General features: G+C 52.4%; 27 protein-coding genes and 1 pseudogene. 20 read left to right on the forward strand and 8 right to left on the reverse strand.

Annotated features, from left to right (window positions below; all coding sequences use genetic code 11):
* Positions 1-2: 2 nt before the first annotated feature.
* The 3 genes from ACSFXJ_RS11375 to ACSFXJ_RS11385 are packed head-to-tail and all read left to right on the forward strand — an operon-like array spanning position 3 to position 2,469.
* The gene (locus ACSFXJ_RS11375) at positions 3-665 is read left to right on the forward strand and encodes a redox-sensing transcriptional repressor Rex (RefSeq protein WP_435925321.1); all 663 of its coding nucleotides are present in this window, start codon (positions 3-5) and stop codon (positions 663-665) included.
* The gene (locus tag ACSFXJ_RS11380; protein ID WP_435925323.1) at positions 643-1,941 is read left to right on the forward strand and encodes an amidohydrolase; all 1,299 of its coding nucleotides are present in this window, start codon (positions 643-645) and stop codon (positions 1,939-1,941) included. The genes ACSFXJ_RS11375 and ACSFXJ_RS11380 overlap by 23 nt, the downstream gene beginning before the upstream one ends.
* Before the next feature lie 42 nt (positions 1,942-1,983).
* Positions 1,984-2,469, forward strand: a complete 486-nt coding sequence (locus ACSFXJ_RS11385; RefSeq protein ID WP_435925325.1) for a cell wall elongation regulator TseB-like domain-containing protein — start codon at positions 1,984-1,986, stop codon at positions 2,467-2,469.
* 56 nt (positions 2,470-2,525) lie between these two features.
* On the opposite strand, the gene ACSFXJ_RS11390 is transcribed toward ACSFXJ_RS11385, so the two are convergent.
* Positions 2,526-2,819 (reverse strand): hypothetical protein, encoded by a 294-nt coding sequence (locus ACSFXJ_RS11390; protein WP_435925327.1) that lies wholly within the window; start codon positions 2,817-2,819, stop codon positions 2,526-2,528.
* Positions 2,820-3,213: 394 nt separating this feature from the next.
* Here ACSFXJ_RS11390 and ACSFXJ_RS11395 point away from each other — a divergent pair, with 394 nt between their 5' ends.
* The 15 genes from ACSFXJ_RS11395 to ACSFXJ_RS11465 all read left to right on the forward strand — a co-directional run bounded on the left by ACSFXJ_RS11395 (position 3,214) and on the right by ACSFXJ_RS11465 (position 17,943).
* Entirely contained in the window at positions 3,214-3,747 is a 534-nt protein-coding gene (locus tag ACSFXJ_RS11395) for a hypothetical protein (RefSeq protein WP_435925329.1), read from the forward strand.
* A complete protein-coding gene (locus ACSFXJ_RS11400; protein WP_435925330.1) occupies positions 3,740-5,242 on the forward strand; it encodes an AAA family ATPase in 1,503 nt (500 codons plus the stop codon). Before ACSFXJ_RS11395 ends, ACSFXJ_RS11400 begins: the two co-directional genes overlap by 8 nt.
* A 137-nt stretch (positions 5,243-5,379) precedes the next feature.
* Positions 5,380-6,252, forward strand: a complete 873-nt coding sequence (locus tag ACSFXJ_RS11405; RefSeq protein ID WP_435925332.1) for a 3-hydroxyacyl-CoA dehydrogenase family protein — start codon at positions 5,380-5,382, stop codon at positions 6,250-6,252.
* Complete coding sequence (locus ACSFXJ_RS11410; protein ID WP_435925334.1) at positions 6,249-7,454, forward strand: acetate/propionate family kinase; 1,206 nt, start codon at positions 6,249-6,251, stop codon at positions 7,452-7,454. Before ACSFXJ_RS11405 ends, ACSFXJ_RS11410 begins: the two co-directional genes overlap by 4 nt.
* Before the next feature lie 14 nt (positions 7,455-7,468).
* On the forward strand, positions 7,469-8,764 hold the full coding sequence (gene asnS, locus ACSFXJ_RS11415) for an asparagine--tRNA ligase (RefSeq protein ID WP_435925336.1): 1,296 nt from the start codon (positions 7,469-7,471) through the stop codon (positions 8,762-8,764).
* 17 nt (positions 8,765-8,781) lie between these two features.
* Positions 8,782-9,474, forward strand: a complete 693-nt coding sequence (locus ACSFXJ_RS11420) for a DnaD domain protein (protein WP_435925742.1) — start codon at positions 8,782-8,784, stop codon at positions 9,472-9,474.
* 230 nt (positions 9,475-9,704) lie between these two features.
* On the forward strand, positions 9,705-10,238 hold the full coding sequence (locus ACSFXJ_RS11425; protein ID WP_435925338.1) for an RNA polymerase sigma factor: 534 nt from the start codon (positions 9,705-9,707) through the stop codon (positions 10,236-10,238).
* Entirely contained in the window at positions 10,235-10,723 is a 489-nt protein-coding gene (locus ACSFXJ_RS11430; protein ID WP_435925340.1) for a hypothetical protein, read from the forward strand. The genes ACSFXJ_RS11425 and ACSFXJ_RS11430 overlap by 4 nt, the downstream gene beginning before the upstream one ends.
* Complete coding sequence (locus ACSFXJ_RS11435; RefSeq protein WP_435925342.1) at positions 10,720-11,817, forward strand: hypothetical protein; 1,098 nt, start codon at positions 10,720-10,722, stop codon at positions 11,815-11,817. The genes ACSFXJ_RS11430 and ACSFXJ_RS11435 overlap by 4 nt, the downstream gene beginning before the upstream one ends.
* A 118-nt stretch (positions 11,818-11,935) precedes the next feature.
* Positions 11,936-12,637 (forward strand): response regulator transcription factor, encoded by a 702-nt coding sequence (locus ACSFXJ_RS11440; RefSeq protein ID WP_435925344.1) that lies wholly within the window; start codon positions 11,936-11,938, stop codon positions 12,635-12,637.
* Positions 12,634-13,641 carry a HAMP domain-containing histidine kinase gene (locus ACSFXJ_RS11445; protein ID WP_435925346.1) on the forward strand — a complete coding sequence of 336 codons (1,008 nt, stop codon included), beginning with the start codon at positions 12,634-12,636 and terminating at the stop codon, positions 13,639-13,641. The genes ACSFXJ_RS11440 and ACSFXJ_RS11445 overlap by 4 nt, the downstream gene beginning before the upstream one ends.
* Positions 13,642-13,721: 80 nt before the next feature.
* Complete coding sequence (locus ACSFXJ_RS11450; RefSeq protein ID WP_435925347.1) at positions 13,722-14,492, forward strand: ABC transporter ATP-binding protein; 771 nt, start codon at positions 13,722-13,724, stop codon at positions 14,490-14,492.
* Between the two features lie 7 nt (positions 14,493-14,499).
* Positions 14,500-16,422: an ABC transporter permease gene (locus ACSFXJ_RS11455; RefSeq protein WP_435925349.1), complete on the forward strand. Its 1,923-nt coding sequence runs from the start codon at positions 14,500-14,502 to the stop codon at positions 16,420-16,422.
* A gap of 24 nt (positions 16,423-16,446) precedes the next feature.
* Positions 16,447-17,055 (forward strand): DedA family protein, encoded by a 609-nt coding sequence (locus tag ACSFXJ_RS11460; protein WP_435925351.1) that lies wholly within the window; start codon positions 16,447-16,449, stop codon positions 17,053-17,055.
* 21 nt (positions 17,056-17,076) lie between these two features.
* Entirely contained in the window at positions 17,077-17,943 is an 867-nt protein-coding gene (locus ACSFXJ_RS11465) for an undecaprenyl-diphosphate phosphatase (protein WP_435925353.1), read from the forward strand.
* 105 nt (positions 17,944-18,048) lie between these two features.
* On the opposite strand, the gene ACSFXJ_RS11470 is transcribed toward ACSFXJ_RS11465, so the two are convergent.
* A complete protein-coding gene (locus ACSFXJ_RS11470; RefSeq protein WP_435925355.1) occupies positions 18,049-18,441 on the reverse strand; it encodes a RidA family protein in 393 nt (130 codons plus the stop codon).
* Positions 18,442-18,546: 105 nt separating this feature from the next.
* Here ACSFXJ_RS11470 and ACSFXJ_RS11475 point away from each other — a divergent pair, with 105 nt between their 5' ends.
* On the forward strand, positions 18,547-18,891 hold the full coding sequence (locus ACSFXJ_RS11475; RefSeq protein WP_435925357.1) for a winged helix-turn-helix transcriptional regulator: 345 nt from the start codon (positions 18,547-18,549) through the stop codon (positions 18,889-18,891).
* 208 nt (positions 18,892-19,099) lie between these two features.
* Here the strand turns inward: ACSFXJ_RS11475 and mtnB are convergent.
* From mtnB to ACSFXJ_RS11500, 5 genes and pseudogenes are all read right to left on the reverse strand, one after another.
* Positions 19,100-19,750: pseudogene (gene mtnB, locus ACSFXJ_RS11480) on the reverse strand (methylthioribulose 1-phosphate dehydratase).
* 86 nt (positions 19,751-19,836) lie between these two features.
* Complete coding sequence (proC, locus tag ACSFXJ_RS11485) at positions 19,837-20,682, reverse strand: pyrroline-5-carboxylate reductase (RefSeq protein ID WP_435925359.1); 846 nt, start codon at positions 20,680-20,682, stop codon at positions 19,837-19,839.
* 53 nt (positions 20,683-20,735) lie between these two features.
* Positions 20,736-21,983: a glutamate-5-semialdehyde dehydrogenase gene (locus ACSFXJ_RS11490; RefSeq protein WP_435925361.1), complete on the reverse strand. Its 1,248-nt coding sequence runs from the start codon at positions 21,981-21,983 to the stop codon at positions 20,736-20,738.
* Between the two features lie 40 nt (positions 21,984-22,023).
* Entirely contained in the window at positions 22,024-23,127 is a 1,104-nt protein-coding gene (proB, locus tag ACSFXJ_RS11495; RefSeq protein WP_435925362.1) for a glutamate 5-kinase, read from the reverse strand.
* 378 nt (positions 23,128-23,505) lie between these two features.
* Positions 23,506-24,711 carry a pyridoxal phosphate-dependent aminotransferase gene (locus ACSFXJ_RS11500; protein WP_435925364.1) on the reverse strand — a complete coding sequence of 402 codons (1,206 nt, stop codon included), beginning with the start codon at positions 24,709-24,711 and terminating at the stop codon, positions 23,506-23,508.
* Positions 24,712-24,872: 161 nt separating this feature from the next.
* On the opposite strand from ACSFXJ_RS11500, the gene ACSFXJ_RS11505 reads away from it, so the two are divergent.
* Complete coding sequence (locus ACSFXJ_RS11505; RefSeq protein WP_435925366.1) at positions 24,873-25,697, forward strand: carbon-nitrogen family hydrolase; 825 nt, start codon at positions 24,873-24,875, stop codon at positions 25,695-25,697.
* Here the strand turns inward: ACSFXJ_RS11505 and ACSFXJ_RS11510 are convergent.
* A complete protein-coding gene (locus ACSFXJ_RS11510; RefSeq protein WP_435925368.1) occupies positions 25,685-26,593 on the reverse strand; it encodes a LysR family transcriptional regulator in 909 nt (302 codons plus the stop codon). The two genes, ACSFXJ_RS11505 and ACSFXJ_RS11510, sit on opposite strands and share 13 nt — an antisense overlap.
* Positions 26,594-26,737: the final 144 nt, after the last annotated feature.

Raw genomic sequence — 26,737 nt, forward strand, 5'->3', positions numbered from 1 at the left:
TAATGAAGTCGGAAAAAATTTCGGATGCCGTGGTGCGCAGATTACCCGTGTATTTACGCTTTCTAAATGAGCTCAGCCGCCGGGAAGTCCCGACGGTGTCTTCACAGGAGCTCGGTCAAAAGCTCGATTTAAACCCTGCTCAAATCCGCAAGGATCTTGCTTATTTCGGGGACTTTGGCCGCAAGGGAATCGGTTATGACGTTTCCTACTTGATCGAAAAGATCCGCCAGATTTTGAACCTGGACCAGCAGATCAACGTGGCCTTAATCGGTGCCGGTAACCTCGGGCATGCGCTGTCCAACTACAATGCTTACTTGAAGGATACGATGAAAATCGTCGCTGTTTTTGACGCTTCTCCGGACAAAATCGGAAGCCAAATCAACAATATAACGATTCAGCCGATTGATGAGCTGGTGGAAACCGTAAAAAACAAGCAAATTCGGATCGGTATTATCACGGTGCCCGCTCCGGAGGCTCAGCGTGTGGCTGATCAACTGGTTGCCGCGGGAATCGGGGCGATTTTGAATTTTGCTCCTATTATTCTTAAGGTCCCTTCAGACGTGCGCGTACATGCGGCCGATTTCACAACCGATCTTATGAGCTTGGCTTACTATCTGGATGGCGGAAAGGAATTAAAAGAACATGACACGAAAGTGGCTGATTAAAGACGGAACCTTCGCGGTGCCTGACCGGGAAACACCGGTCATCCGCGGTTACATGTTGATCGAAGGCAGTACCATTACTTATATCGGAGAGCAGCGCCCGGAAGGCGTGGAGGGAGCGGAAACCTTTGACGGCAAAGGCTTGCTGTTCCTCCCGGGGCTGGTCAATACGCACGGGCACGCGGCGATGTCGCTGCTGCGCGGTTACGGGGACGACATGGTGCTGCAGGAGTGGCTGCAAACCAAAATGTGGCCGATGGAAGCGAAATTTACCGGCAATGATGTATACTGGGGGACTGCGTTGTCCGTCTTGGAAATGCTGAAAGGCGGCACGACGACTTTCCTGGATATGTATGATCATATGGATCAGGTAGCTTCCGTCGTGGAGCAGTCGGGCATTCGAGCCGTGCTCACGCGCGGAGTGATCGGCTTGTGCCCGCCGGATGTGCAGCAGCATAAACTGGAAGACGCGATTGCGTTCGCCAAAGGCTGGCACGGAAAGGCGGACGGACGGATTACGACGATGATGTCGCCGCATGCTCCTTACACCTGTCCGCCGGACTATATCGAAAAAATCGTTCAGGCGGCGCATGACCTGGATTTGCCGCTACATACGCATATGTCGGAAACCCGGGCAGAGGTGGAACAAAATGTGGCGGATTACGGAGTACGGCCGGTTCAGCATTTGCTGAACCTTGGGTTGTTCAGCCGTCCGTCATTGGTCGCTCATGCCGTTCATCTGAACGACGAGGAAATCGAAATATTGGCTGCTAACAAGGTGGCCGTTTCCCACAACCCGGGCAGCAATCTCAAACTGGCCAGCGGCGTCGCCCGCGTTCCGGAACTGCTTGCCGCCGGGGTTACGGTATCGCTCGGCACGGACGGTCCGGCCAGCAACAACAACCTCGACATGTTCGAGGAAATCAGGTTGGCAGCTTTGATTCATAAAGGGGTTTCCGGTGACCCGACAGCCATTCCGGCACGGGAAGCGCTGCGGATGGGAACGGAGTACGGGGCGAAGTCGCTCTATTTGCAAGACACCGGTAGATTGGCGGCAGGCATGAAAGCCGACTTCATTGCGGTAAATACGGAGCAGGCCCATTTCCTGCCGCGTACCGATTATATATCCCATGTGGTATACTCGGGCGGAGCCAAAGACGTAGAGCATGTTTGGGTCAACGGCAAACAAGTCGTAAAACACGGTATGTGCCTCACGCTGGATGAGGAAAAAGTCCGTTTTGAAGCACAGGCCGCTTTCGAAAGCCTTCTTGGCCGCTAGGGCGTAGCGGATGATAATGTTCATGGGGAAAGGAAGAGAGGCTTGAGGAACAGAACCAAATGGATCCTGATCTCCATTCTGATTTTGGCGCTCGCGCTCTTTGGCCTTCACCGCTTTTATCTTTATGTTCAGCAGGATATATGGCAGGGAGAGGAAGCGGCTGTCCGGCAGGCTAAAGAACAGACCGGGCTCGTCTCTTCCACAAAGGTATGGAAATCGGTTTGGGACAGTGTGTGCTGGGTTGTCGAAGGCAAGGATGAATCCGGGCAAGAAATCATAGTTTGGCTTCCGGAAGGCGGAGAGCCGATCGTCAAGCCCCTTTCCGAAGGGGTGTCCGAATCGGGGATCCGGAAGATCATTCATACGGATTATCCAGGTATAACAATCGTCAGATTGGTGCCTGGAATTTATAACAATGAGTTGGTTTGGCAGCTATTTTATAAGGAAAAAGCGCATCATTTCTACCGTTTTTTCCGGTTCAGCGACGGTAGCGTTCTGGACGAAGTATTTACGCTGCCGAACAGATAACCGGAAAGACCCGCTTACGTACGCTGAAAAGAGTGTCCGTAAGCGGGTCTTGTTTTTTACAAATTATTTATGGAATCCAGAATTTCTCCAACAGTAACATCGCTCAATTGCTTTAACAATTTGTCGGCTTTCGTTTTCTTCCGCAGTGAGCCGCCTAATACGATTTCGACTTTCTGGTCCTTATCAATAAGTACGGAATCCACTTGTAAGGCTTGACTTAACAATCCGGTTATGACCGCAAGCTGCTGAGGGGTTAATCCGGACAGAAAACCTAAATCCGCTTTATTGAGCTGCCGCTTGTCATTTTTGTTGTTGTTATTATTATTGTTGTTGTCAGAACGTTTAGGCATGTCATCCCCCCCTGCGGAATTCATGTTTCCCTTATACAGTGACGATCGCTTGTGCCCCTGCTCCTCCTTCTTGACTCCCAATGCCAAGAACAAACGAAACACTGATCACGACGACGACAATTAGAGTTATGATTCTCTTCGATTCGTCATTGTCCATCTTTTATCCTTTCCTTTCCGCAGGCCAATACTTCATACTCTGGCTGTTCCCGTTTATGTATATCATATTTCCGGTCAACCAAAAAGGTGAGGGCATGCTTCAACATTACTTATCAAAAATTTGAAATAAACTCACAACTTTCATTAGAAATCGTATATATAATATGATATACTCAATTCTGTTGGTTTAATATATCACCTATGATATCAATTAATATAGATTAAGGGGGACTGTGACGTGAAATTGCGTGTAGGACCTGTCGTGGCGAGTGTGGCGGTATCCGCACTCCTTTTATTTGGAGGTTGGTTTGGTTACAAGCAGTGGGCTGTGGAGAGCCCGTTTGAACATAAAGTGAACAGCTATGAAGGGGTAAAAAGTGTTCAAGCTGATATTACCCCAAAAAAGGTAGACTTGAAACTCGACTTGGAACCGGGCTCCGACTTTGGAGGTTTGGTCCGTCAAATCGAGAAGGATGGCAAAAAATATATCGGAAGCCGCGAATTGAAGCTGACCGTGGAGGAGAACTCGTCCGAGAAGCTGGATCAGGTTTGGGAGCAAGCCATGTTCCCGATCGCCCAGGCGATGGAGAATAAAGCTTATACGGAGATCACGGCAACTCTGGACAAGCTGCAGCAGAGCGAAAGCGGATTGTCCGCCAAGGCGGATATGGACGACAAGAATGTTTATATTACGCTGACGGACGGTAAAGCGAGCAAGTATATTATTTTGCCAAGAGTTCCGCAAACGATGGGGGTGTGGCCGAATGCGTAAGTGGATGCTTGAAATCGCGGCCGGATTTGTGCCTGTATTGCTGATTTTCCTGGCGTTCGTCGGTTATAACGTCGTTCCTCTTGTCGTCGGTTTTGTGATGATCGGGGCTCTGTTTGCCGTAGCCAAAATGCGCGGCGGCATCGTCGCGACGGCGTCCCAGGAACGCAAACGCAAAAAAATCGGGTCTGCCGCGTTAACCTTTGACGAAATCGGCGGGCAGGACAGCGCCAAACAGGAACTGCGCGAAGCGCTCGATTTTATGGTGCGCCATGAAGAAATCAAAAAATTCGGGATTCGTCCGATAAAAGGGATTTTGCTGACCGGGCCTCCGGGAACGGGGAAAACGCTGATGGCCAAAGCGGCGGCGCAATATACGAACGCGGTTTTTGTCGGCGCGTCGGGCAGTGAATTCGTAGAAATGTACGTGGGTGTCGGCGCCAGCCGGATCCGTGATTTGTTCAAAGAGGCGCGCACGCGTGCAGCCAAAGAGAACAAGGAGAACGCCGTTATTTTTATCGATGAGATCGATGTCATCGGCGGTAAGCGGGAAGGCGGGCAGCAGCGGGAGTATGATCAGACGCTCAATCAGCTGCTTACGGAAATGGACGGTATTTATTCGTCCGAAACTCCGCGCATTTTGCTGATCGCGGCAACGAACCGCAAAGAGATGCTGGATGGCGCATTGCTCCGTCCGGGTCGTTTTGACCGGCATATCCAAGTGGATCTACCCGATAAAAAAGGCCGGATGCACATACTTGAGATCCATGCCAAAAATAAACCGATTGCCACGGATGTGAACTTGGAAAAGCTGGCGGAGGAATCGTACGGCTTTTCCGGAGCCCAGCTGGAGAGCGTCATGAACGAGGCTGCGATCTACGCGATGCGGGACAGCTGCGAGGAAATCAGCCAGCGCCATTTATCGATGGCGGTCGACAAAGTCATGCTGGGCGAGAAGACGGACCGGCAATCGACGGAAGAAGAGAAGCGCCGCGTCGCCGTCCATGAGCTTGGACATGCCGTGGCTGCGGAGGTTGTCGCTCCGGGCAGCGTGAATCAGGTAGCGCTCAGTCCGCGCGGACGCGCCCTCGGATACGTACGGCATAATCCGCAGGAAGAAAAGTACTTGTACACCAAGCAATATTTGGAAGGTCAGATTATCATCGCGTTGGCGGGAGCCGCAGCGGAAGAAATTTATTACGGCGGCAGAAGCACCGGATCCAGCAATGATTTCGAGCAAGCGCTGAATCTCGTCCAGACGATGATGACTTCGGGATTAACATCGCTCGGCATTATTCATATGGATATGGTTACCAAAGAAGTGCTTATGAACGAGAATTCCAAGATATTGGATGATCTTGCGGCACGCTCGAAGCAGCTACTGGTCGATCATGCAGCCGTGTTCGAAAAGTCGCTCGATATCCTGTTAAAAGAAGAACGCCTCTCCGGAGACGAATTCCGTTGTCAATTTCGTGACAGCCTCACTTTACCGGCATAATTATTTATGCCGGTTATTTTTTTTTACTTTTTAGCCGTGCTAAGATATTATTATATGTTGGGTATTAATTGATGTATTATTCGACATCAGGGGTACAATATCAGGTATAGACCATGAAAGGATGGAGCGAGAGAACCATGAACTTCAAAAGAATAGGTGTCATTGGTGGCGGCACGATGGGCCAGGGCATCAGCGAAATGCTGGCGGCCAAAGGGCTTGACGTGCTACTCGTAGAAGAAACGACAGACAAACTAAACCATGCGTACAGCATGATCGAAACAAGCCTGGACAAGCAGCTTGAGAAATGGGCGATTACCCAGGCGGAAAAGAAATTGATCTTATCCAAAATTCATAAAGTGACACATTTCGCCGAACTCGGCACTTGCGATATGGTGATCGAGACGATCTCCGAAGATTTGGAATTGAAAAAGGAAGTCTTCAAGCAATTGGACCAAGTTTGTCCGAGCAACATCATTTTGGCCAGCAACACGTCGACGCTCAGCTTGACCGAAATTGCCGGTTCCACGATGTATCCGGAGCGCGTCATCGGCATGCACTTCATTTATCCTGTTGCCAAAATCAATCTGGTCGAAATTATCCGCGGCTTGAAAACGTCGGAATCGACCTTTGAAGAAACAAAACGGTTTGTGGAAGAAGTCGTCGATAAACGGGGAATCATGGTTTATGAATCTCCGGGCTTTGTCACGTCCCGAATTATTTGCATCATGATCAACGAGGCGCTTCACGTGCTGGGCGAAGGCGTCGCTTCCGCCGAGGATATCGATAACGCGATGCGTATCGGATATCAGTTCCAATACGGACCGCTTGAAATGGCCGACCGTTTTGGCCTGGATTCCGTCCTCGCCGCTCTGGAACGGATGTTCCGCGAGTTCGGAGAGCTGAAATATCGCCCTTCCTTTGTCCTGAAGAAGATGGTACGCGCGGGCTCACTCGGTGTGAAGACGGGCGAAGGCTTTTTCAAATACGACAAGGATGGTGACCGGCTGTGAAAATTTTAGTCATTAACGCGGGTAGTTCCTCGCTGAAATATCAATTGTACGACATGACGGATGAATCCGTAATGGCTAAGGGTTTGGTAGAACGGATCGGGATGGATTCTTCCATTTTGACTCACAAACCGACGGGAAAAGAAGAAGTTACCGAAGTTAGCGATATCTTGGAGCACACGACGGCCATTCGTAAAGTGCTCGAAAAGCTGGTCGACAAGGAGCACGGCGTGCTGGAATCGATTGACGAAATCGATGCCGTCGGCCATCGCGTCGTTCACGGCGGCGAAGCTTTCAAAAGCTCGGCGCTCATCACCGGCGAAGTAAAATCGGAAATCCGCCGTCTGTTCGACTTGGCACCATTGCATAACCCGCCTAGTATGATGGGGATTACAGCGGCGGAAGCGAACCTGCCGAACGTACCGCACACGGTTGTATTTGATACGGCGTTCCACCAAACGATGCCTGAGAAAGCGTATCTTTACGCGATTCCGAAGGTGCTGTACAAAAAGCACAAGGTTCGCCGCTACGGGTTCCACGGCACTTCCCACTACTATGTAAGCAAGGCGGCTGCCGAATATTTGAACCGTCCGCTTGAAGACCTCAAAATCATTACTTGCCACATCGGTAATGGCGCCAGCTTGACGGCCGTTCAAGACGGCGTTTCCGTCGATACTTCCATGGGGATGACTCCGCTGGAAGGGTTGATCATGGGTACGCGGAGCGGCGATCTCGATCCGGCGATCGTACCGTTCGTCATGAACAAAGAAGAGCTGACGATCAACGAAGTGAACTCGATGTTGAACAAGCACAGCGGTCTTTTGGCGATCTCCGGAGCGAGCAGCGACATGCGCGACATTACCGACGGCATGGAAGCGGGCGAGCCGAACGCGACGCTGGCGTTTCAAATGTACGAATATCGTCTTCGCAAATACATCGGTTCCTATGCGGCAGCCATGAACGGCGTCGACGTGATCGTATTTACCGCAGGCGTGGGAGAGAACTCCGCGATCGTGCGCGAAAAAGTGTGCGAAAACCTCACGTATCTCGGCGTCGAGCTGGATAAAGAAGCGAACAAAATCCGCTCGGGCGAACCGCGCCGGATTTCCACGCCGAATTCCAAAGTGGAAGTTCTGGTCGTGCCGACGAATGAGGAGCTTGTCATCGCGCGCGACACATTAAGAATCGTTCAGGAAATGAAATAAGGGAGAGATATTGCATGGCGAACAAAACCGTGATTCGTCAGGTCAATGAACACGTCGGTGAAACCGTCGTTATCGGCAGCTGGCTGAACAACAAGCGTTCCAGCGGGAAAATCCAATTTCTGCAGCTTCGGGACGGAACCGGCTATATTCAGGCTGTAGTCGTGAAAAGCGAAGTGTCCGAGGAAACCTGGAACCATGCCAAAAGCTTGACTCAGGAATCCTCGATGTACGTAACCGGCGTCATTCGCGAAGAACCGCGCAGCCAATCCGGTTATGAAATGACCGTTACGGATCTGGAAATTATCCATCTGACCGAAAATTATCCGATTACGCCGAAAGAGCATGGCGTTGATTTTCTCATGGACCATCGTCACCTGTGGCTCCGTTCTTCGAAGCAGCGGGCGATTATGGTTATCCGCGCCGAGATTATCCGGGCGGTACAAGAGTTTTTCGACAAGAACGGATTCACGCTGGTGGATCCGCCGATCTTGACGCCGACTTCCGCGGAAGGGACGACGAACCTGTTCCATACGAAGTATTTTGACGAAGACGCCTATTTGACGCAGAGCGGCCAGCTTTACATGGAAGCCGCGGCGATGGCGCTCGGGAAAGTGTATTCCTTCGGTCCGACCTTCCGGGCGGAAAAATCCAAAACGCGCCGCCACCTGATTGAGTTTTGGATGATCGAGCCGGAAATGGCGTTTACCGATCATGAGGAAAGCTTGAAGGTACAAGAGCGTTTTATCGAGCATGTCGTGCAGTCGGTAGTCGCGAATTGCCGGACGGAGCTTGAAGCGGTGGGCCGCGATATTTCCAAACTCGAAAATATCAAGGCGCCGTTCCCGCGGATTACTTACGATGAAGCGATTGAATTCCTGCATACTCAGGATTTTGACATTCCGTGGGGCGAAGATTTCGGAGCTCCGCATGAAACTGCGATTGCCGAGCGGTATGACAAGCCGGTATTCATCACGCATTATCCGGCCGGGATCAAGGCGTTCTATATGAAGCCGGACCCGAATCGTCCCGAAGTAGTGCTTTGCGCGGACATGATCGCTCCGGAGGGCTATGGGGAAATCATCGGCGGTTCGCAACGGATCGACGATCCCGAATTGATGGAGCAGCGCTTCAAGGAGCATCATCTTTCGATGGAAACATACCAGTGGTATATGGACCTGCGTAAGTACGGTTCCGTCCCTCACTCCGGCTTTGGCCTGGGACTTGAACGTACGGTAGCTTGGATTTGCGGCCTGGATCACGTCCGGGAGACAATTCCGTTCCCGCGGACGCTGTACCGGTTGTATCCATAAGCAAGGGAATCATGAGAATGATGACCGATAGCTGGAAAAGCGGGGCCGAAGGGATTGCTCTGGGACTTGCGGCAGGCACGGTCAACGTTCCGTATGCATTGCTGGCAAATTACCGGATGCTTGGGCTGTCCGATACGGAAGCGATGATGCTTTTGCAACTGCTTGCTTTCAAGCAGTCGGAGCGCAACGATTTTCCGACCATGGACCAGCTGGAAAAACGCATGGGGACTGCTCCGGGCGAACTGTTCTCCGTCATTCGCCGCTTGATGAAGGACGGTTGGCTGAGCATCGACGAGGTTCACGAGGAATCGACGGGCATTCATTCCGAACAATACAACCTGGCGGGGATGTATGCGAAGCTGGGTGAAGCGTTGGCCCGGCAAATATCGGACGAGGAAAAACAAGCCGCGGAAAGCCGTCAGGCTGCCGGGGAGGCAAACGGGAATCAGGAGCGTAATCTATTCGTTATTTTTGAAAAAGAATTCGCCCGCCCGCTGACTCCCATGGAATGCGAGACGATTTCCGGATGGGTGGATCAGGACGGTTACCCGGACGAATTGATTTTGCTTGCTTTAAAAGAAGCGGTATTTGCCGGAAAAGTGCATTTCCGTTATATTGACCGGATTTTGCTTGAATGGAGCCGCAACCGAGTTAAAACTGCCGAAGATGCCAAAGCGTATGCGCAAAGATTCCGTTCGGGAGCTAGGTAAGCGAAGCTGAATAACTACGTTAAAGTCAGCCAGGTTCATTCTGGCTGGCTTTTTTCATTTACAAGGTGAAAAAATAACGGTAAATAAAGGGCTTATTTTATATAACTTGTATACTCGGTGAGATAGGAACTTTATTTTTCATTATTTTTTTCTATTTATTTTGCAGGGGTATGCCCGGTTAGCTTCGTCTATTATTTCGGAAGGAGGGGAGAGTTATCGGCGAGGATTCATTGATTGAACGTATGAAGCAGGGCGACCGCGCATCGTTTCGCGAATTCGTCAAGCAGTACGGCACCTTCGTGTTCCGTGCCGCCTATTCGGTTTTACATGACGAAAAAGAGGCGGAGGACGCGGCACAGGAAACGTTCCTGCAAGTCTATAAATCTCTTCCCTCCTATCGTGGTCAAGGCATTAAAACATGGCTTTCAAGAATAGCGATCAACAAGGCGATCGATCTGAAGCGGCGAAAAGACCGAAGGCGGGAGGAGCAATGGGATCCCGCGGATATAGCCGATGCGGTCCCGGCAGTGGGCGATGATTTCGTGCAAGAGATGATGGAAGGCGAACGAAGGAACGAGCTTCGCGAAAAGATATCGGAGCTTCCTTCCGGTCACAGACAGGTAGTTACAGCTTTTTATCTGGAAGGAAAAAGCCATGAGCAGATCGCGGGCGAGTTGGAGCAAACGGTAAAAACGGTGGAATCGAAGCTGTACCGGGCAAGAGCCTGGATTCGCGAGCATTGGAAAAAGGAGGAATGGAGATGAGCCAGTTGGGCGGTACACAGCAGGAAATATGGAGAAAGTATATCCGTGGCGAACTGGGGACGGATCAAACGGAAGCATTGGACGCCTTGCTCCGGGAGGATGACGCCATGTTTCAATCCTATATGCAGACGCTCATGGCCATTGAAGAACAACTACCCGTACTCCCGGCATCCCCGGATGTTTTTGCCGACCGTGTTCTCTCCGCCATTCGAGAGCCGTCCGAATCTATGAACAAAACCTCGAGACCGGCCCGTAAACGTTGGAATCAGCCCGCCATGCATTATGTTCTCGCGGCATCCATTACATTATTGCTGTTGGGCGGAGGGGTGTTCGACTTGCTGTCGGCGGGAGCCGGAGCGGTGGCGGAACGCCAGAACGCCGATCCTCCGCTAAGCGAACGTCTGATGGAGCGGGCTGCCAAGTGGATGGATCGCCATAACGTAGAAGAACCTTTAAAAGATATGAGAAAGGATGGAACGCAATGACGTATTACCGCAGCCGAATGTTGGCATTTCTATTGAATTTTATACCGGGCCTAGGCCATCTATACTGGGGAAAAAAAGGGAGAGGGATTACATATCCGATCTTGTTCTTCGGCGGAATCTTCTTCGGATTGATGGTGGCGATGGCAACACATACGGGTGAGTTTGTCCTGTTCACGGGAGTTATGGCACTTCTTCTCTGGGGTATTTCCATGCTGGATCTGCTGATCACCATGCTTCGCGAGCCGGCGGCGCAGGAAAGGAATCCCTTTGATCCGGATGGACTCCCTCGGAGAGGCGATGCCGAAAAAGAACGCTTTTTTACGATTTTGCTGTCGTTTATCCCGGGGCTTGGGCATTTTCAGTTGGGCATTATGCAGCGCGGCTTGTCCTTTTTGATCATGTTTTTCGGCCTGATTACGATGCTCTTTGTCGTGACGGGAGTGACGCATGAACCGGTATTCCTGCTTTTCCTGGCCTTGCTGCCGATTATCTGGCTGTACTGCATGTTTGACGCCGTACAGCTGATTCACCGCAAACAGGCGGGAGAAATGCTAACGGACCGTTCCTTGCTGGACGAATGGGAATCGGGCCGGATCGAAGGGCGCCGCAGCAAAGTGCTGGCAACGCTGTTGTCCGCCTTCCCGGGAGCGGGCCAAATGTATTTGGGATTGCAAAAGAGGGGCCTTCAGCTGATGGTGTTGTTCCTGGGAAGCTTTTACGTGATCGACGTAATGAGGCTGTCCGTCTTCTTGTTTATCATTCCGGTAATCTGGTTTTACAGCTTTTTTGACGGGCTTCAGCAAACGAGCCGCTACGGCATTCTTCCGATGGAGGACATACCGCTGGTGAGAAGCAGAGGAAACGGGCAGCATTTGCTGGGTCTTATGCTTCTACTGCTTGGCATCTATTTTGTCGGGATGGAGTTCATCGTTCCGGCGCTGGATCGTTGGTTCCCTTTCCTCGAGCTTAACTATATGATCCGGGAATATTTACGTCCGGTATTGGTTGCCGTCATCCTGATCGGCGGAGGAATCAAACTTTTGTCGGGCGCAAACCGCCGCAAGACGTTGTCCTGGGAGGACGAAGAACTTTAACGGAAGTACAAGTAGAGAGAGTTGCGGGCAGCTGCAAGTCTCTCTATTTTTATTTGCCGTCCTATTTTTGCTACAATGCAGTCATAAGCAACAATCCAAAGACAGGAGAAAATTCGGTATGTTCAAAATTTTTATCGTGGAAGACGATATCAGTCTCGTCAAACTTTTGCAAGACTACTTACATAGATTTGGCTACAGCACTTATGCGGTTACCGATTTCGACCTTGTCAAGCAGGAATTCGAACAAGTATCCCCCCATCTGGTCCTGCTTGACGTCAATCTGCCGAAATATGACGGTTATTATTGGTGCCGGCAAATCAGAGCGTTATCCCATTGTCCGATCCTGTTTTTATCCGCACGCGACGGGAAAATGGATCAGGTTATGGCGCTGGAAAACGGGGCCGATGATTATATCACGAAGCCGTTTGATTACGATATTGTGATTGCGAAGATCCGAAGCCAGCTTCGAAGAGCTTACGAAATGGCCGCCGCATCGGGCGGGGAGCGCATGGTTGAGCTTGACGGACTGCGTCTGGACCGGGATCGGCTGCAATTAAGCCTGAATCAGGAAATAATCGAACTCAGCTTGACGGAAGTCAAAATGCTGGACGAGCTCATGCGCAGACCGAAAGAAATCGTCAGCCGGGACCGGCTGCTCGAAAAAATATGGGATGAGGAAGCTTTTGTCGACGACAATACGCTTAACGTGTATGTGACCCGGGTCCGTAAAAAGCTATCGGCCATCGGCATCGAAGATGCACTTCAAACCGTGCGCGGTCAAGGCTACCGGCTTGTGCCGAACTGGGGGGAGCTGGCGTGAAGCTATTCCTGAAAGAACAACGGCCGCTGTTGGCGATCTTTTTATTGCAAATGCTGACGGTTTCAGGGGTTTTCTGGCTGGACGGATACCGAAACATACCCATGATTCTTTATGCCGCGCTGCTCAGCGCTTGTCTGCTTGCGGTCTATTTCGTCTGGCGCTTTATTACGAACCGGTCGTTATATCGTACGCTTGAGCGGGCCGGCGATTTGGACAGCTTTAAGTCGATTGCTCCGAAAACCCCGATTTCCGAAGCCGTGCATCGGAGCCTGAAACGGCAATACCGGCAGTATGCCTCCGAGCTGAACTCGCAGCAGAACAAAATCAACAGCCATGTTCAGTTTATCGGCCAATGGGTTCATCAGATGAAAACGCCGGTTTCCGTCATCCACTTGATGGTCCAGGATCGGGACGACGAATTTGCCATGGCCATCGGCGATGAAATCGACAGGATCCGCAAAGGGCTTGATCTTGTGCTGCATACGGCCCGGCTGGATTCATTCTCCCATGACTTTGTGGTGGAGCAGGTGGATCTTGAGCGGCTGGCCAAGTCGGCCGTCACGGCGCAGAAGCGTCTGTTTATCCGCAGCAAGCTGTTTCCCCGGTTTGAATTCAACACGACGGATAGACCGTTAAAGGCTGCGACCGACGAGAAATGGCTTAGTTTTGTTTTGACCCAAATGTTAACCAATGCTGTGCGATATACGGCAAAAGAGCAGGGGAACATCATCATTCGCGGCTTCATTCAGGATGGCGGGCCCGTCCTTGAAATTCAAGATGAAGGGGTGGGTATTCCGGCCAGCGATTTGCCAAGGGTGTTCGATCCCTATTTTACCGGAGAAAACGGAAGAAACTTTAGGGAATCCACCGGCATGGGACTTTATTTGGTCAAAAAGATTTGCGACGAATTGGGTCATCGGGTCGAATTGGAATCCATGCAGGGACAAGGGACGACCGTGAGAATCCGTTTCGGCCGGGAGCACGATAACCTTACAAGGAAGTAAGGTAAATGTAAGACTGATCGATGGCTTGCCGTTCCGCACTATAGATATAATGGGACCATCACAGAAGAGGAGGCGCCGTCATGGCGGTATTGGAGGTTAGAGAACTAACCAAAATCTATGAAGGAAAAATAGCGACGAGGGCGCTGGACAATGTGACCTTTTCTCTCGGTCAGGGGGAATTCGTCGGTATTATGGGACCGTCGGGAAGCGGGAAAACCTCGCTTCTGAACACGATCGCCACCATCGATGAACCGACGTCGGGATCCGTGCGGATCGGCGGGCAAAACCCGCACGAGCTTGGAACTGAAGAGATGGCGTTGTTCCGGCGGAGAGAGCTGGGTTTCATTTTTCAGCATTTCAACCTGCTCGATACGCTCACCGTTGAGGAAAATATTATCTTGCCCCTAACCCTCGATGGTACGGCGGTTTCGGAAATGAAACAAAGAGCCGGAGATATCGCCCGCAGATTGGGGATCGGATCGGTGCTGGAGCAGTACCCGCAGGAAATTTCCGGCGGGCAGATGCAGCGTACGGCTATTGCCCGCGCCATGATCCACCACCCGTCGCTGGTGCTTGCGGATGAACCGACGGGGAATCTCGATTCCAAAGCGTCGCGCGATTGTTTGGAGGCCTTCGCGATGATGAATCGCGAGGAGCGCACGACGATCATGATGGTGACGCATGACGCTTTCGCGGCCAGCTTTTGCCACCGGGTCATTTTTATCAAGGATGGCAGGCTGTATAACGAAATTCACCGTGGGGATAACCGCCAGGCTTTCTTTCAGAAAATTATCGACATGATGTCGCTTTTGGGAGGGGATACCGATCACCTTTCGACAGTTCGCATATAGTCATGTCTTGCGCAACAAGCGAACCTATGCCGCTTATTTTTTGAGCAGCGCCTTTTCCGTGATGGTGTTCTTCGTCTGCGCCCTGTTTCTGTTTCATCCGGATTTGAAGAAACAGGTTGCCTGGAACTCGGCCCTTCTGGTTCTGGCGCAGGCCGAAGTCATCATGTTCGTCTTTTGTTTTTTGTTCGTGCTTTATTCCGTCGGCTCGTTTCTGCGTTCCCGCAAGCGGGAGTTCGGAATTTTGCTGCTGCACGGGATGACGGTCCGGCAGTTGCGGAAAATGGTGTTCATGGAGAACATGCTGATCGGGGCGGGAGCGTTGGGCTGCGGAATCGTCGCCGGGTTGCTCACTTCCAAGCTGTTTTTGATGGCGGGATCGAATTTGCTGGGGATCGATGCTCTGACTTTTCATGTCTCCGTGTACAGTCTGATGTTGACGATCATCGCTTTTCTGTTGCTATTTCTTGCGATTTCGCTTAGTACCACGATGCTGCTCGGTTCCACGCGCTTGATCGATTTGTTCCGGTTCGGCGGGAACCGTGAAGTACGTCCGAAGTTCTCCTTAAGCCTGGCTTTGCTTGCCGCGGCATTACTTGCGATCAGCTATACGCTGGCAGCTACGGCGACTGCCTCGTCGGTGAAGGTTCGGATGATTCCGGTAACCTTGATGACGATTGCGGGGACCTATTTGTTTTATACGCAAGGCAGTACGGCTTTATTGAATTTGTTGCGAAGCAGACGGTCTCTCTACTGGAAAAAGACGAACCTGGTGTTGTTCTCCAATTTGTCTTACAGGGTGAAGGATAACGCCCGAATGTTTTTTCTGGTTACGATCATTTCGACGATCACGTTTTGCGCCATGGGCGTATTTGCTTCGATCAACCGGCTGTCGGGCGAGTTTGCCCTGGATCATCCGGCGGCCATCGGCTACGTGTCCAAGGCGGAAAACGATGGAGGGAAAGCCCATCTCGACCTCATTTCCCGGGAGTTGTCCCAAAAGGGTATCGATGTTAACAAAATAGAGACGCAAATCGTTTATGTACATGTACAGTCCACGACGCTGGCTTCCAGGCCGGATACGCTTGCCGTGATCGGTTTCTCGGATTATGAACAAGCCGTGCGGGCCGCGGGCTTTGCTTGGAGGGAACGAACGCCTGGCACGGGGGAAGCGCTCATTTTGATGGCGTCTCAGCGGGAGAAGCTTCTTCTTGAAGGGAGAGAACCGGGCCGTTACACTTTGGGGGCCAAAGGGATTGATCTCCAGGAGATCGGCGTAACCGAACATGTTGCCATTCCGGATTATTTGACGCCGGAGCTTGGCGATGACCGGGAGGGAACGTTTGCCGGACTCGTCGTGAATGATGCGGTGCTTCAAGAATTGGCCGCAGATCCCGATTCCCGAAGCGAGTCGTACACCGCCTTTTATGCCGAATCGGTGGAATCAACCACTGGAATCGCCGAATCGCTGGCTGAAGACGGAAAGGTGACCTATGACAGCGGAAAATCCTATGCATTGACCGTCAGCGGCACTTTGTTCGCGATTCAGCGGACTACATACGGGGCGTTGTTGTTTTTTGCGCTGCTCGTCGGAACCGTGTTTTATATCGCTGCCGGCAGTTTTCTGTATTTCCGGTTATATAGCGACCTTGACTTGGACCGTCGTCAATATGCCGCCTTAACCAAGCTTGGAGTCACCCGCAAAGAGATGGAGCGTATGGTCTCCAGTCAACTGGGACTCCTGTTCTTCCTCCCGATCGCGGTGGCGATGCTGCATAGCTTGTTCGCTTTTATCGCGCTGCAAAGTTACCTGTACATTTCCATCGCCTGGGAGGCCGCAGTGATTTTAATCAGTTTTTGTCTTGTGCAGGTGGCGTATTTCGGATTTATTCGTGCCCGCTATTTGCGGAACTTGCAGAAAGAGAGTCTTTAAGACTAAACATGTTGGAGGTAAACCATGGAAAACTGGATTACGGAGTTGATGGAACAGTTCGGATATGCGGGGGTTTTACTGCTCATCGCGCTTGAAAACGTATTTCCTCCGATCCCGTCGGAAGTCATTTTGACGTTCGGTGGTTTTATGACGACTTACACCAGTCTTACTGTGCCCGGGGTCATCGTCGCGGCGACGGTCGGATCGGTTCTCGGTGCGGTGATTTTGTACTGGATCGGATATTTGATCAATGTCGATAGGTTGGAAGGTTGGGTTGACCGTTACGGGCGTTTTCTGCGCTTGAAAAAAGAAGATATCCGCCGCGCGGATGCCTGGTTTGATAAATACGGTTACTGGACGGTGCTGTTTTGCCGCATGATTCCGCTGATCCGCAGTCTGATCTCGATTCCGGCGGGGATGTCGAAAATGAAATTCGGCTTATTCCTTATTTACACGACGATCGGAACGCTGGCTTGGAATATTCTCCTCGTATGCTTGGGGGCCGCGGTTGGAGGCTCTTGGGAGAAAATCGTGGAAGTGATGGACGTTTACTCGAATATCGCATACGCGCTCATCGCGGTTGCCGCTCTGGGATGCATGTATTTATTTTTGCGCAAAAGAAAAAGAGCCTAGGGACGGCTGAGGGGGAGAATCATGGACATCATCGGAATCATTAAGGCCATCATCCTCGGTTTGGTGGAGGGACTGACGGAGTTTGCGCCCGTTTCCTCCACCGGTCATATGATTATCGTGGACGATATGTGGTTGAAGACGGAGCAGCTGTTTGCTTCGAAATACGTGGCCAATACGTTTAAAGTCGTGGTGCAGCTCGGGTCGATCTTGGCCGTGCTGGTCGTTTTCAAAGACCGGTTTATTCAACTGCTCGGATTGTCGCGATTTGTGCGGAAGAACGGAAGGAAGGATATACGGGAGGCCGCCGGTCGCACAGAGGGGCCTCGTCTCAAGCTGGCTCAGGTGATCGTCGGGCTTATCCCGGCCGGTATCCTCGGCTTTTTGCTGGAGGATTGGATCGACGAATATCTGTTTTCCACCGGAACGGTGCTGATCGGACTGGTGGTCGGCGCGCTGCTGATGATTGCGGCGGACCGGTTCGGCCCGGCAAAGCCGAAGGTGGACTCGGTCGATCAAATCACCTACAAACAAGCCTTCATGGTCGGCCTATTTCAATGCGTGTCGATCTGGCCGGGCTTTTCCCGTTCCGGCTCGACGATTTCGGGAGGGGTGCTGCTCGGTCTGAGTCACAGGGCTGCGGCGGACTTCACCTTCATCATGGCCGTGCCGGTTATGGCCGGTGCCAGTGCGCTATCCTTGCTGAAGAACTGGCAGTATTTCACGGCGGACGCGCTTCCGTTTTTCATCGCGGGTTTTATCAGCGCCTTTTTGTTTGCCCTGCTGTCGATCCGCTTCTTCCTGAAGCTGATTAACCGGATCAAGCTGGTGCCTTTCGCCGTTTACCGTATTTTGCTTGCCGCGGTGATCGGAGTGCTTTATTTTTGGTAAGTCGGCGGTTCAGTATTTATAACATGTACAGCGGCAGAAAAGGATCCCATTGGAGTCCCGGACTGCCGCTTTTTATTACCCAATGTCGCCCTACTTACAGCCCGGTTAGTCCTTATGGGCCACGGCGCTGATTTCGATCAGCTGATCAGGGAACGCCAGGTACGTCACACCTAGAAGAGTGCCGGCGGGGCGGTGCTGGCCCATGTATTCTTTGAACAGACCGATGCACGTTTCAAAATGTTCTTGGGGGTTCGTCAAGTAAATCTCCACGTATGCGAGTTGCGACCTGGTGACCCCGAATCCGGACAGCACGCGGTCGAGATTTTCCAACGTCTGCCGGGTCTGTGCTTCAATATCGCCGGCACCGACGAAGGAGCCCTCCATATCGTGGGAAAACTGCCCGGAGATGTAGATCGTTCCGTTGACGGAATAGCCCTGGGTTACGCCGTTCCCCTCTTCCCATGCAACACCGTGATCGTAAGTTTTAATATTTGCCATTTTTTTCTCTCCTTTAGTTCAAAGTAAGGCTAGTATAAAATGGGGGTAAATAAAAAAACAGTACGCACTTTAAGGATAGGTACTATCAGAAAGGATAGTGTGAGTATGGGGATGGCTGGATACAGAGGCAAAGTCAAAAACTTGCAAGATACACCTTTTGGATATACCTTGTCAGTGATTGGCGGGAAATGGAAGATGGTTATTATCTATCTCCTTGCGGAAGCAGAGAACCAAACTGTTCGTTTTAATGATCTGAAGAGGCAAATAGGAGCGATTACTTTTAAAACGTTGAGTTCGCAGCTCAAGGAGTTGGAGGCGGACGGTATGGTGTTAAGAAGAGAGTATCCTCAAATTCCCCCGAAAGTGGAATACAGTCTTACGGCGAAAGCGAAAACATTAATCCCTGCTTTGGAGGAGTTGTGCGAGTGGGGGGCAAAAAACCGAAATTAACTTGCATTTAAGTTCGCCCAATGAACTAACCGGAAAATGTACCGTTAATTTAATGCAAACAAACGGTATCCTTGTTATAACAGGAAAACCTCCCGTTAATTCGGCGGTTATTGCCATTTGAGGCGAATGACCGGTCGAATAGAGGGAGGTTTTCCGTTTGTTTTTGAATAATGCGGTGGATCGGTTAATTTAACAGGAGGAATTCCCGTTATTTTGGAGGAAGCATTAACTGACGGTATAGCACCTCGAATATGAATTCGAATGCTTCCAACCGGCGCTTGGCTTCTATGATGTCGCAGCCCCAGGCATAGATGCCGTGGCTACGGAGCAGTAGGCCGGGAATATCCGACTTCAGCGCTTCTGGAATTTGTTTTGCGATCATCGCGATCGCCGAAAAATTAGGAAGCACCGGAATTTGTATCACCTTATTGTCCGCTCAAATGCCCAGTTCTTTGATCAGCTCAATATCACGGGCCGGTACATAGCCCAGATCTCCATAGTATTCGCTGAGAAGACTGTTGAAAACGGTGTGCACGTGGAAAATGGCGCCGCAGCCGGTCATGCGGTAGATTTTGGCGTGAATGGGCGTATCGTCGATTGGTATGAGCCCGGTCACTTCGCATGGCTTGCCGTCGGTGTTGACGAACAGAAAGTTTCCTTCCGGCGGATTCGCGGAGTCGTTTTTACTACCGGCAGTGATGGCGAAATGAAACCGGTCCGGCGAGTAAGAGCCGACCCGAGCCGACAAGCTTCCGCTCATGCCGGGGAACCATCCGCGGCCGGCGAAGTCGGCCTTAACGCGGCGAAGGTTCTCCAAGGCGGTCTGTTTTTCTTCAAACGGAATGTCAGGAAAATCCATCTTATCTACAGGCCTCCTTCCCGCCGTAAAACCGGATTCCGAATTATGCCGCCAAAATGCTTCCGCATTCCCGCTAGGGTTGCTAATTACAACAACGCCTCTTTCACGGCTTCACCCATCTCGCGGGAACGTTCCGCGCAGCGGTGTACGGCAGCCTTGACCGCATCCTCAAACCCGCGTGCGGCAAGAACCTCAAGTGCAGCCTGAGTCGAACCGTTCGGCGACGTAATATCTTTGCGCAGTTTAGCCGGCTCTTCGCCGGTTTCGATCATCATGTTGGCTGTGCCGAGCACGGTTTGCACCGTCAAATCACGGGCCTGCTGCGCGGACAAACCGCCCTCGATCCCCGCGGCGATCATCGCTTCCATCATATAATAAATGTAAGCGGGGCCGCTGCCGGAAATGCCGGTTAAAATCTCCATTTTTTCTTCCGGAATGACGCTGACGCTTCCTACCGCTTCGAAAATGGACATCACCTGGCTTGTCTGCTCTTGCGTAACTTCCGGCGAAAAAGAGATTCCGGTCGCACCGAGCCCGATCGAACTGGACGTATTCGGCATCGTTCTGGCTACCGGAACTTGTTTGTCGAGCAGCGCTTGGATCGTGGAAATGGAAAGGCCTGCGATCACCGAGACGATCAGTTGACTTTCCTTCAAAAGGGGGCCCAGCGCTTTTATTGCTTCTCCGGCATCCTTGGGCTTCATGGCAAGCACGATAACGGAACTTTCCGTAAGATGTTTATTCTTATCGGCTTCGCTGTTTCCGGTAACGACGCCGTATTGATCGGACAAAGTCTTGAGCCGCTCGGCGCTGCTGCGATTCAACATGACGATTTGCTGCGGTTCGGCGACGCGCTTGTGAATCATGCCTCGCACGATCGCTTCGGCCATGGAGCCCGCGCCGTAAAAACAGATTTTCGTATTGGTGTTCATTGCTAACTCCTCCTGTATGTAACGGTCGCCAGGACCGTTATTCGATCACCATATTACTGCCGAATCTGACCGTTGCCGTGAATGATATACTTGCTTGAGGTCAGAGCCGGAAGTCCCATCGGTCCACGGGCATGAAGCTTCTGGGTGCTGATGCCGATTTCCGCGCCGAAGCCGAACTCAAAGCCGTCGGTAAAGCGCGTCGATGCATTGTGATATACCGCGGCTGCGTCCACTTCCTGTTGGAACCGCTGCGCATGAGCGGTGTCGGCCGTAACGATGCATTCGGAATGTTTCGTGCCGAAACGGGCGATATGGGCCAGCGCTTCATCTAGGTCATGGACAATTTTCACGTTTAATATATAATCGTTGTACTCCGTTGCGTAATCTTCATCGGTGGCCGGTTTGGCCCAATCTACGAGCTGACGTGTCGCTTCGCAACCCCTGAGCTCAACCTTGGCTTCCCGGAAGCGTTCCGCCAAATCGGCCAGATGCTTCTGGGCGTATTCCTGATGGACGAGCAACGTTTCCATCGCATTGCAGACGGAAGGTCGCTGCACTTTGGCGTTGAGCGAAATCGCCGCCGCCATTTCGGGTTCTGCCGAGGCGTCCAGGTACGTATGGCAAATGCCGGCGCCGGTTTCGATAACGGGCACGGTGGCGTTTTGCACCACGGTCTGGATCAGGGAGCTGCCTCCGCGCGGAATAACGACGTCCAGCAGTCCGTTCAGCTTGAGCATTTCGTCCACGGAGGAACGGTTCGGATCTTCGATGAGCTGGACCGCGTCCTTCGGAATGGACGATGTAGCAAGCGCCCCATGAATAATCTCCACGATTTTGCGGTTGGACGATAGGGCGGATGAGCCGCCGCGAAGCACGACGGCATTGCCGGTTTTGAGACATAGACCCGCAGCGTCGACCGTGACATTTGGTCGGGCTTCATAAATGATGCCGATCACGCCGAGCGGAACGCGCTGTTTCACGATGTGCAGCCCGTTCGGGCGATCGATCGTTTCGAGCACGTCACCGACCGGATCCGGGAGATCGGCGATTTGCCGCAGCCCCTCGGCGATCCCGGCGATGCGCTGCTCGTTCAGGGCCAGCCGGTCCAGCAAGGACTCGGACGTGCCGTTCTCGCGGCCGCGCTGCAAGTCATCCCGGTTGGCCGCGATAATCGCTTCGCTGTTGTCGATGATCGCTTGGGCGGCAGCCAGCAGTGCTTCATTTTTTTGGTCCGTGGTCAAGGAGCTTAGGACGGCGGCCGCTTTACCGGCCAGTTCTGCTTTGATTCTTACTTCACTCATACGAAAAACCTCCTTTAATATTATGAACTATGAACTATCATTATTTTAATGAAATCCATTCGTCCCGATGAATCACTTCGAGACGGTGAACCTCGTTCATCCGTTTCATCACTTCACTGCTGGATAGGCCCAGGATGTCCTGCAGCTGTTCCGCATCGTAATTGACAATGCCTCGTCCCAGCAATTCGCCGTCCGTATTTTGCACTTCGACGACGTCGCCGGTATGGAAGTTTCCTTTAGCGCTGCGGATGCCTACGGGGAGCAGGCTGCGGCCGCCGTGAATAAGCGCTTCTTCCGCACCGGGGTCGACGGTCAATGTGCCGATCGGGGTCGACATAAAGCCGAGCCATTGTTTTTTTCGGGGCAGGGCGGAATGGTGATTTTCAAAATAGGTCCCGCGTCCGCTTCCGTCCACCGATTGACGAAGCTCGCCCGGATGCTCCACTTTGCCGATGAATACCGGAACTCCGCCGCGGGAGGCGATTTTGGCGGCATCGATTTTGGAGCGCATGCCCCCGGTTCCGACCGATGATCCGGCCCCGCCGGCGATGGCGTAAATCTCCTCCGTAATTTCCTGCACCCGCTCGAACCGCTCGGCCGAAGGATCGATTCGAGGATCTTTGGTATAGAGGCCGTCGGTATCGGTCAAAATGAGTAGCTGATCCGCCTTGATCAAATTGGCTACAAGGGCGGACAACGTATCGTTATCCCCGAACTTCAGCTCATCGACCGAAACGGTATCGTTCTCGTTAATGATCGGCAGGATGCCCCGTCCAAGCAGCTCCTCGAGCGCCATGCTGGCGTTCCCCATCCGTTTGCGGTTTTGGAAATCGGACCTCGTCAGCAGCACCTGGGCGGCGGACACGCCGTGAACCGATAGCGCCTCGCGATAAGTTTGCATCAGCAAGGCCTGGCCGACCGCGGCTGCGGCCTGTTTCTCATGCAGCAGCTTCGGTCTTTCCGGATAGCCGATTTCGCGGAATCCCGCGGCGACGGCGCCCGAGGTGACAAGCAGCACCTGCATATCGGCGGATCTTAGCCCGGCAAGCTCCGAAGCGTAATAGTTGAGGGCGTCGCGATTCAATCCTCCTCCCGGTACGGTCAGCGAGCTGCTGCCGATTTTAACGACGATGCGACGTGACATGGAGATCACTCCTACTCCTAATGAAATATGATAAATAAATCCGGCGCAAGTTCGCGGCCAGAAAAACAAAAAAACTTTCGTCCTTATACGCAAAGGACGAAAGTTAGACTTCCGCGGTACCACCTTTATTGATGATTTATCATCCGACTCCGGTAGCCCGGTAACAGGGGCGCTGTCCGGCGTTTTCGGCCGGCCGCTCGGGGGTAGGATTCGGAAACGGCGGTCCGCAAATTCTTACAGCCAAGGAATTTGCTCTCTGAAAGGCCGCGGGGCTTCTTACTGGTCCCGTCATCGCGTTTATGTGTTGAATTACTGATAGAATACCATGCCGTACAGGGCTTTGCAAAAGAAAATGGCGGACTATGCATCAAAACGAGCTCAAAAAATGCCTAATTTCCCGATCCGGTCCACCGCTTCAACCAGCCGTTCTTCCGACGTCAGCAAGCCGATCCGGACGAAGCCCTCCCCGTGCCGTCCGAATCCCGTACCGGGGGCGACGGCTACTTTAGCCTGTTTTAGCAGCAGATCCGCGAAGGTGGCGGAGTCATAATTATTCGGCACCGGAAGCCAAGCAAAAAAGGAGCCTTCGGATTTACGGGCATGCCAGCCGATACCTTCCAGCGCACCGAAAAAAGCGTTCCTTCGGGACTCGTACACGTACACGAGATTGGCGACACACTGCTGCGAGGATGTCAAAGCGGCTTCGGCCGCCTTCTGGATCCCGCCGAATAAGCTGACGTAAATGTGATCCTGGAGCAAATTGATATATGAAATGATCCGTTGGTTTCCGACCGCAAAGGCGACGCGCCAGCCGGCCATGTTATACGTTTTGGACAGCGTATAATACTCCACGCCGACCTCCTTGGCGCCTTCGGCTTGCAAAAAACTGACCGGACGTTTGCCGTCAAAGCCGATCGCCCCGTAAGCAAAGTCGCTGGCGACGGCGATGCCGTGTCCGGCGGCGAAAGCAACCGTGTCTTCATAAAAGGCGAGCGGGGCCGTTGCGGCCGTCGGATTGTTCGGGTAGTTCAAAAACATAAGCTTGGCGCGTTCCCGTATGCCCGGCGCAATGGCGGCGAAGTCCGGCAAAAACGCGTTGTCTTCACGCAGCGGCATGAACGACATTTCAGCGCCGGCAAGGGCGATTCCCGACCAATAATCCGGGTAGCCCGGGTCAGGTACAAGACAGACGTCGCCGGGATTGAGCAAAATTTGGCTGATCTGCACAAGACCGGTTTTGCCTCCGAACAGGATCGCCACCTCCGTCTCGGGATCGAGCACGACGCCGTAATCTTCCGCATATCGCTTGGCTACCGCTTCTTTTAGAAAGGAATATCCCCGGAAAGGGGAATATTTGTGAAACTGCGGGTCGGCAACGGCCGCCTGGGCAGCGTGAACGATGTGTTCCGGAGTCGGGCGATCCGGATTCCCCTGTCCCAGGTTGATGATATCGTGTCCCGCAGCGATTTCGCGGTTCACCTCGGCGACCAGGGTGGCAAAAAATTGTTTCGGCAGCTTTTGCATCATTTGGGCGGGTTGTATGTCCAGTGGAGGAATGCCTCCGTGCGCTTGATTTGGCTTCATGAGCTTCACCATCCGGTTCGTGATCGAAAAATATTATGATAAATTTATCATGATTTATCCTAGCTGCATAGAGAGATTTGGGGCATACGGTTGCATGGTTATGCTTTCGCGATTAAGATGAAAGTCAAATCCTTCGTACGAATTTTAAGGGGGTTGAAAGCATGCTTGAAGAGAATGAGAGTGTTAAGCCGGAGGAATGGCAGATCGCCTTAATTCAAACGGATATCGTGCTCGGCGAACCGGAGCTGAACAAGATGGCGATGGAGAAAAAAATGGAGCAGGCCGTCCGCTCGGCGGTCAAACCGGATTTGATCGTACTCCCGGAGATGTGGAACACCGGATATGCGTTAGAACATATCGAGGAACTCGCCGATCCTGATGGGTACGAAACCCGGAAATGGGTATCCGGGTTTGCGAAGAGGCACGGCGTCCATGTGGTGGCCGGCTCGATTGCGGAGAAACGCGGAGACCGGATTTATAATACGATGCTGGTATTTGACCGGAATGGCCTTGAAGCCGGAGCTTACTCCAAAATTCACCTGTTCGGATTGATGGAGGAAGAGAAGCATTTGGCTTCAGGCGACAGGACGGTCTCGTTTGAACTTGACGGAATCAAGGCGGGTGCCTCCATTTGTTATGATATCCGCTTCCCGGAACTGGCGCGGACCCTTGCGTTGAAAGGTATTCAAATGCTGTTCGTTCCGGCGGAATGGCCGCATCCCCGTCTTCATCATTGGCGGACCTTGCTGACGGCCCGGGCGATTGAAAATCAGATGTATGTCATCGCCTGCAACCGGACCGGCATCGGGGGCAATGACGTCTTCTTCGGCCATTCGCTCATCATTGACCCTTGGGGCGAAGTGGTCGCCGAGGGCGGAGAAGGGGAAGAGATCGTTACCGCCCGGGTGGATCTGAATCTCGTCCGCCGGGTAAGGGAGCGCATCCCGGTATTCACCGACCGGAGGACGGATGTTTACGATTTGTAACGCTCGGCCAGCGTCGATTTAAACGTTTCGATGAACGCTTCCGCCGCTTTGGACAAATACCGTCCTTTCCGGTAGGCGATCACCAGCGTCCGGCTTGGGTCTGAGGCGAGCGGCAGATATACGGGAATCAGCTCGCTCCGTTTTGCGCGGGCGATAAATCGGGGCACGAGCGTAATCCCCATGCCAGCCGCTACCAGGGATTGCACGGTTTCGATATTGTTGCTTTCGAAAACGACATTCGGCTCAAAGCCCGCGTTTCGGCACAAATCGATCGTCAGCTTGCGAAAACCTTGGCCTTTTTTAAGTACGATAAAAGGCTCGTCCTTGAGCCGCTCCAAGGAGACCTTTTCGGTCCGCGCTTCCAGCGCGGCGAGCGGATGCTGCGGAGGAACGGCCAAATCGATCATTTCCTCGCCGATCGGTTCATAAGTAAGGCTCGGCTCCTGCAGCGGAAGCGAAAGGAGGCTCAAATCCGTACCTCCGCCCGCGGTCAGCTTCTCGAGGTTGAGCGAGGTATCCTCGAGCAGGGCGACCTGGATTTCGGGATACGCCTCCTTGAACGTGGGAAGAACATAAGGCAGCAGGTGGGAACCGGTAATCGGCATACTGCCGATGACGACACGGCCGGCCCGCAGCTGTGAAATATCGTCCATTTCCTGCCGCAGCTGCTCGACCGCGTCCATGATTTTTTTGGCGTGCTCGATAAAACTGGCCCCCGCATAAGTGAGCTCCACGGTGCTCGTGTTCCGCTGGAATAGTTTGACGCCGAGCTCCTGTTCCAGTTTGGACAGCTGCTGGCTGAGCGAAGGCTGGGCGATATGAAGCTTATCGGCAGCCCTGGAGAAGTTCCGTTCCTCGGCTATTTTCAGCGTATATTGCAGTTGACGAAGTTCCATACCATCATCCTTTTTAATAATTTGTATCAGGTGTTCCACTTATAAGCGAAACCTATCATCATTATATCCTACATAGGCTGATCCCGAAAGCAGACGGGGGATTGCCTGGAGCGTAAGAAACATCAAGTTTGAGATTGTCGGGGA

Source organism: Paenibacillus salivarius (assembly GCF_051307165.1).
Classification (GTDB): Bacteria; Bacillota; Bacilli; order Paenibacillales; family Paenibacillaceae; genus Fontibacillus.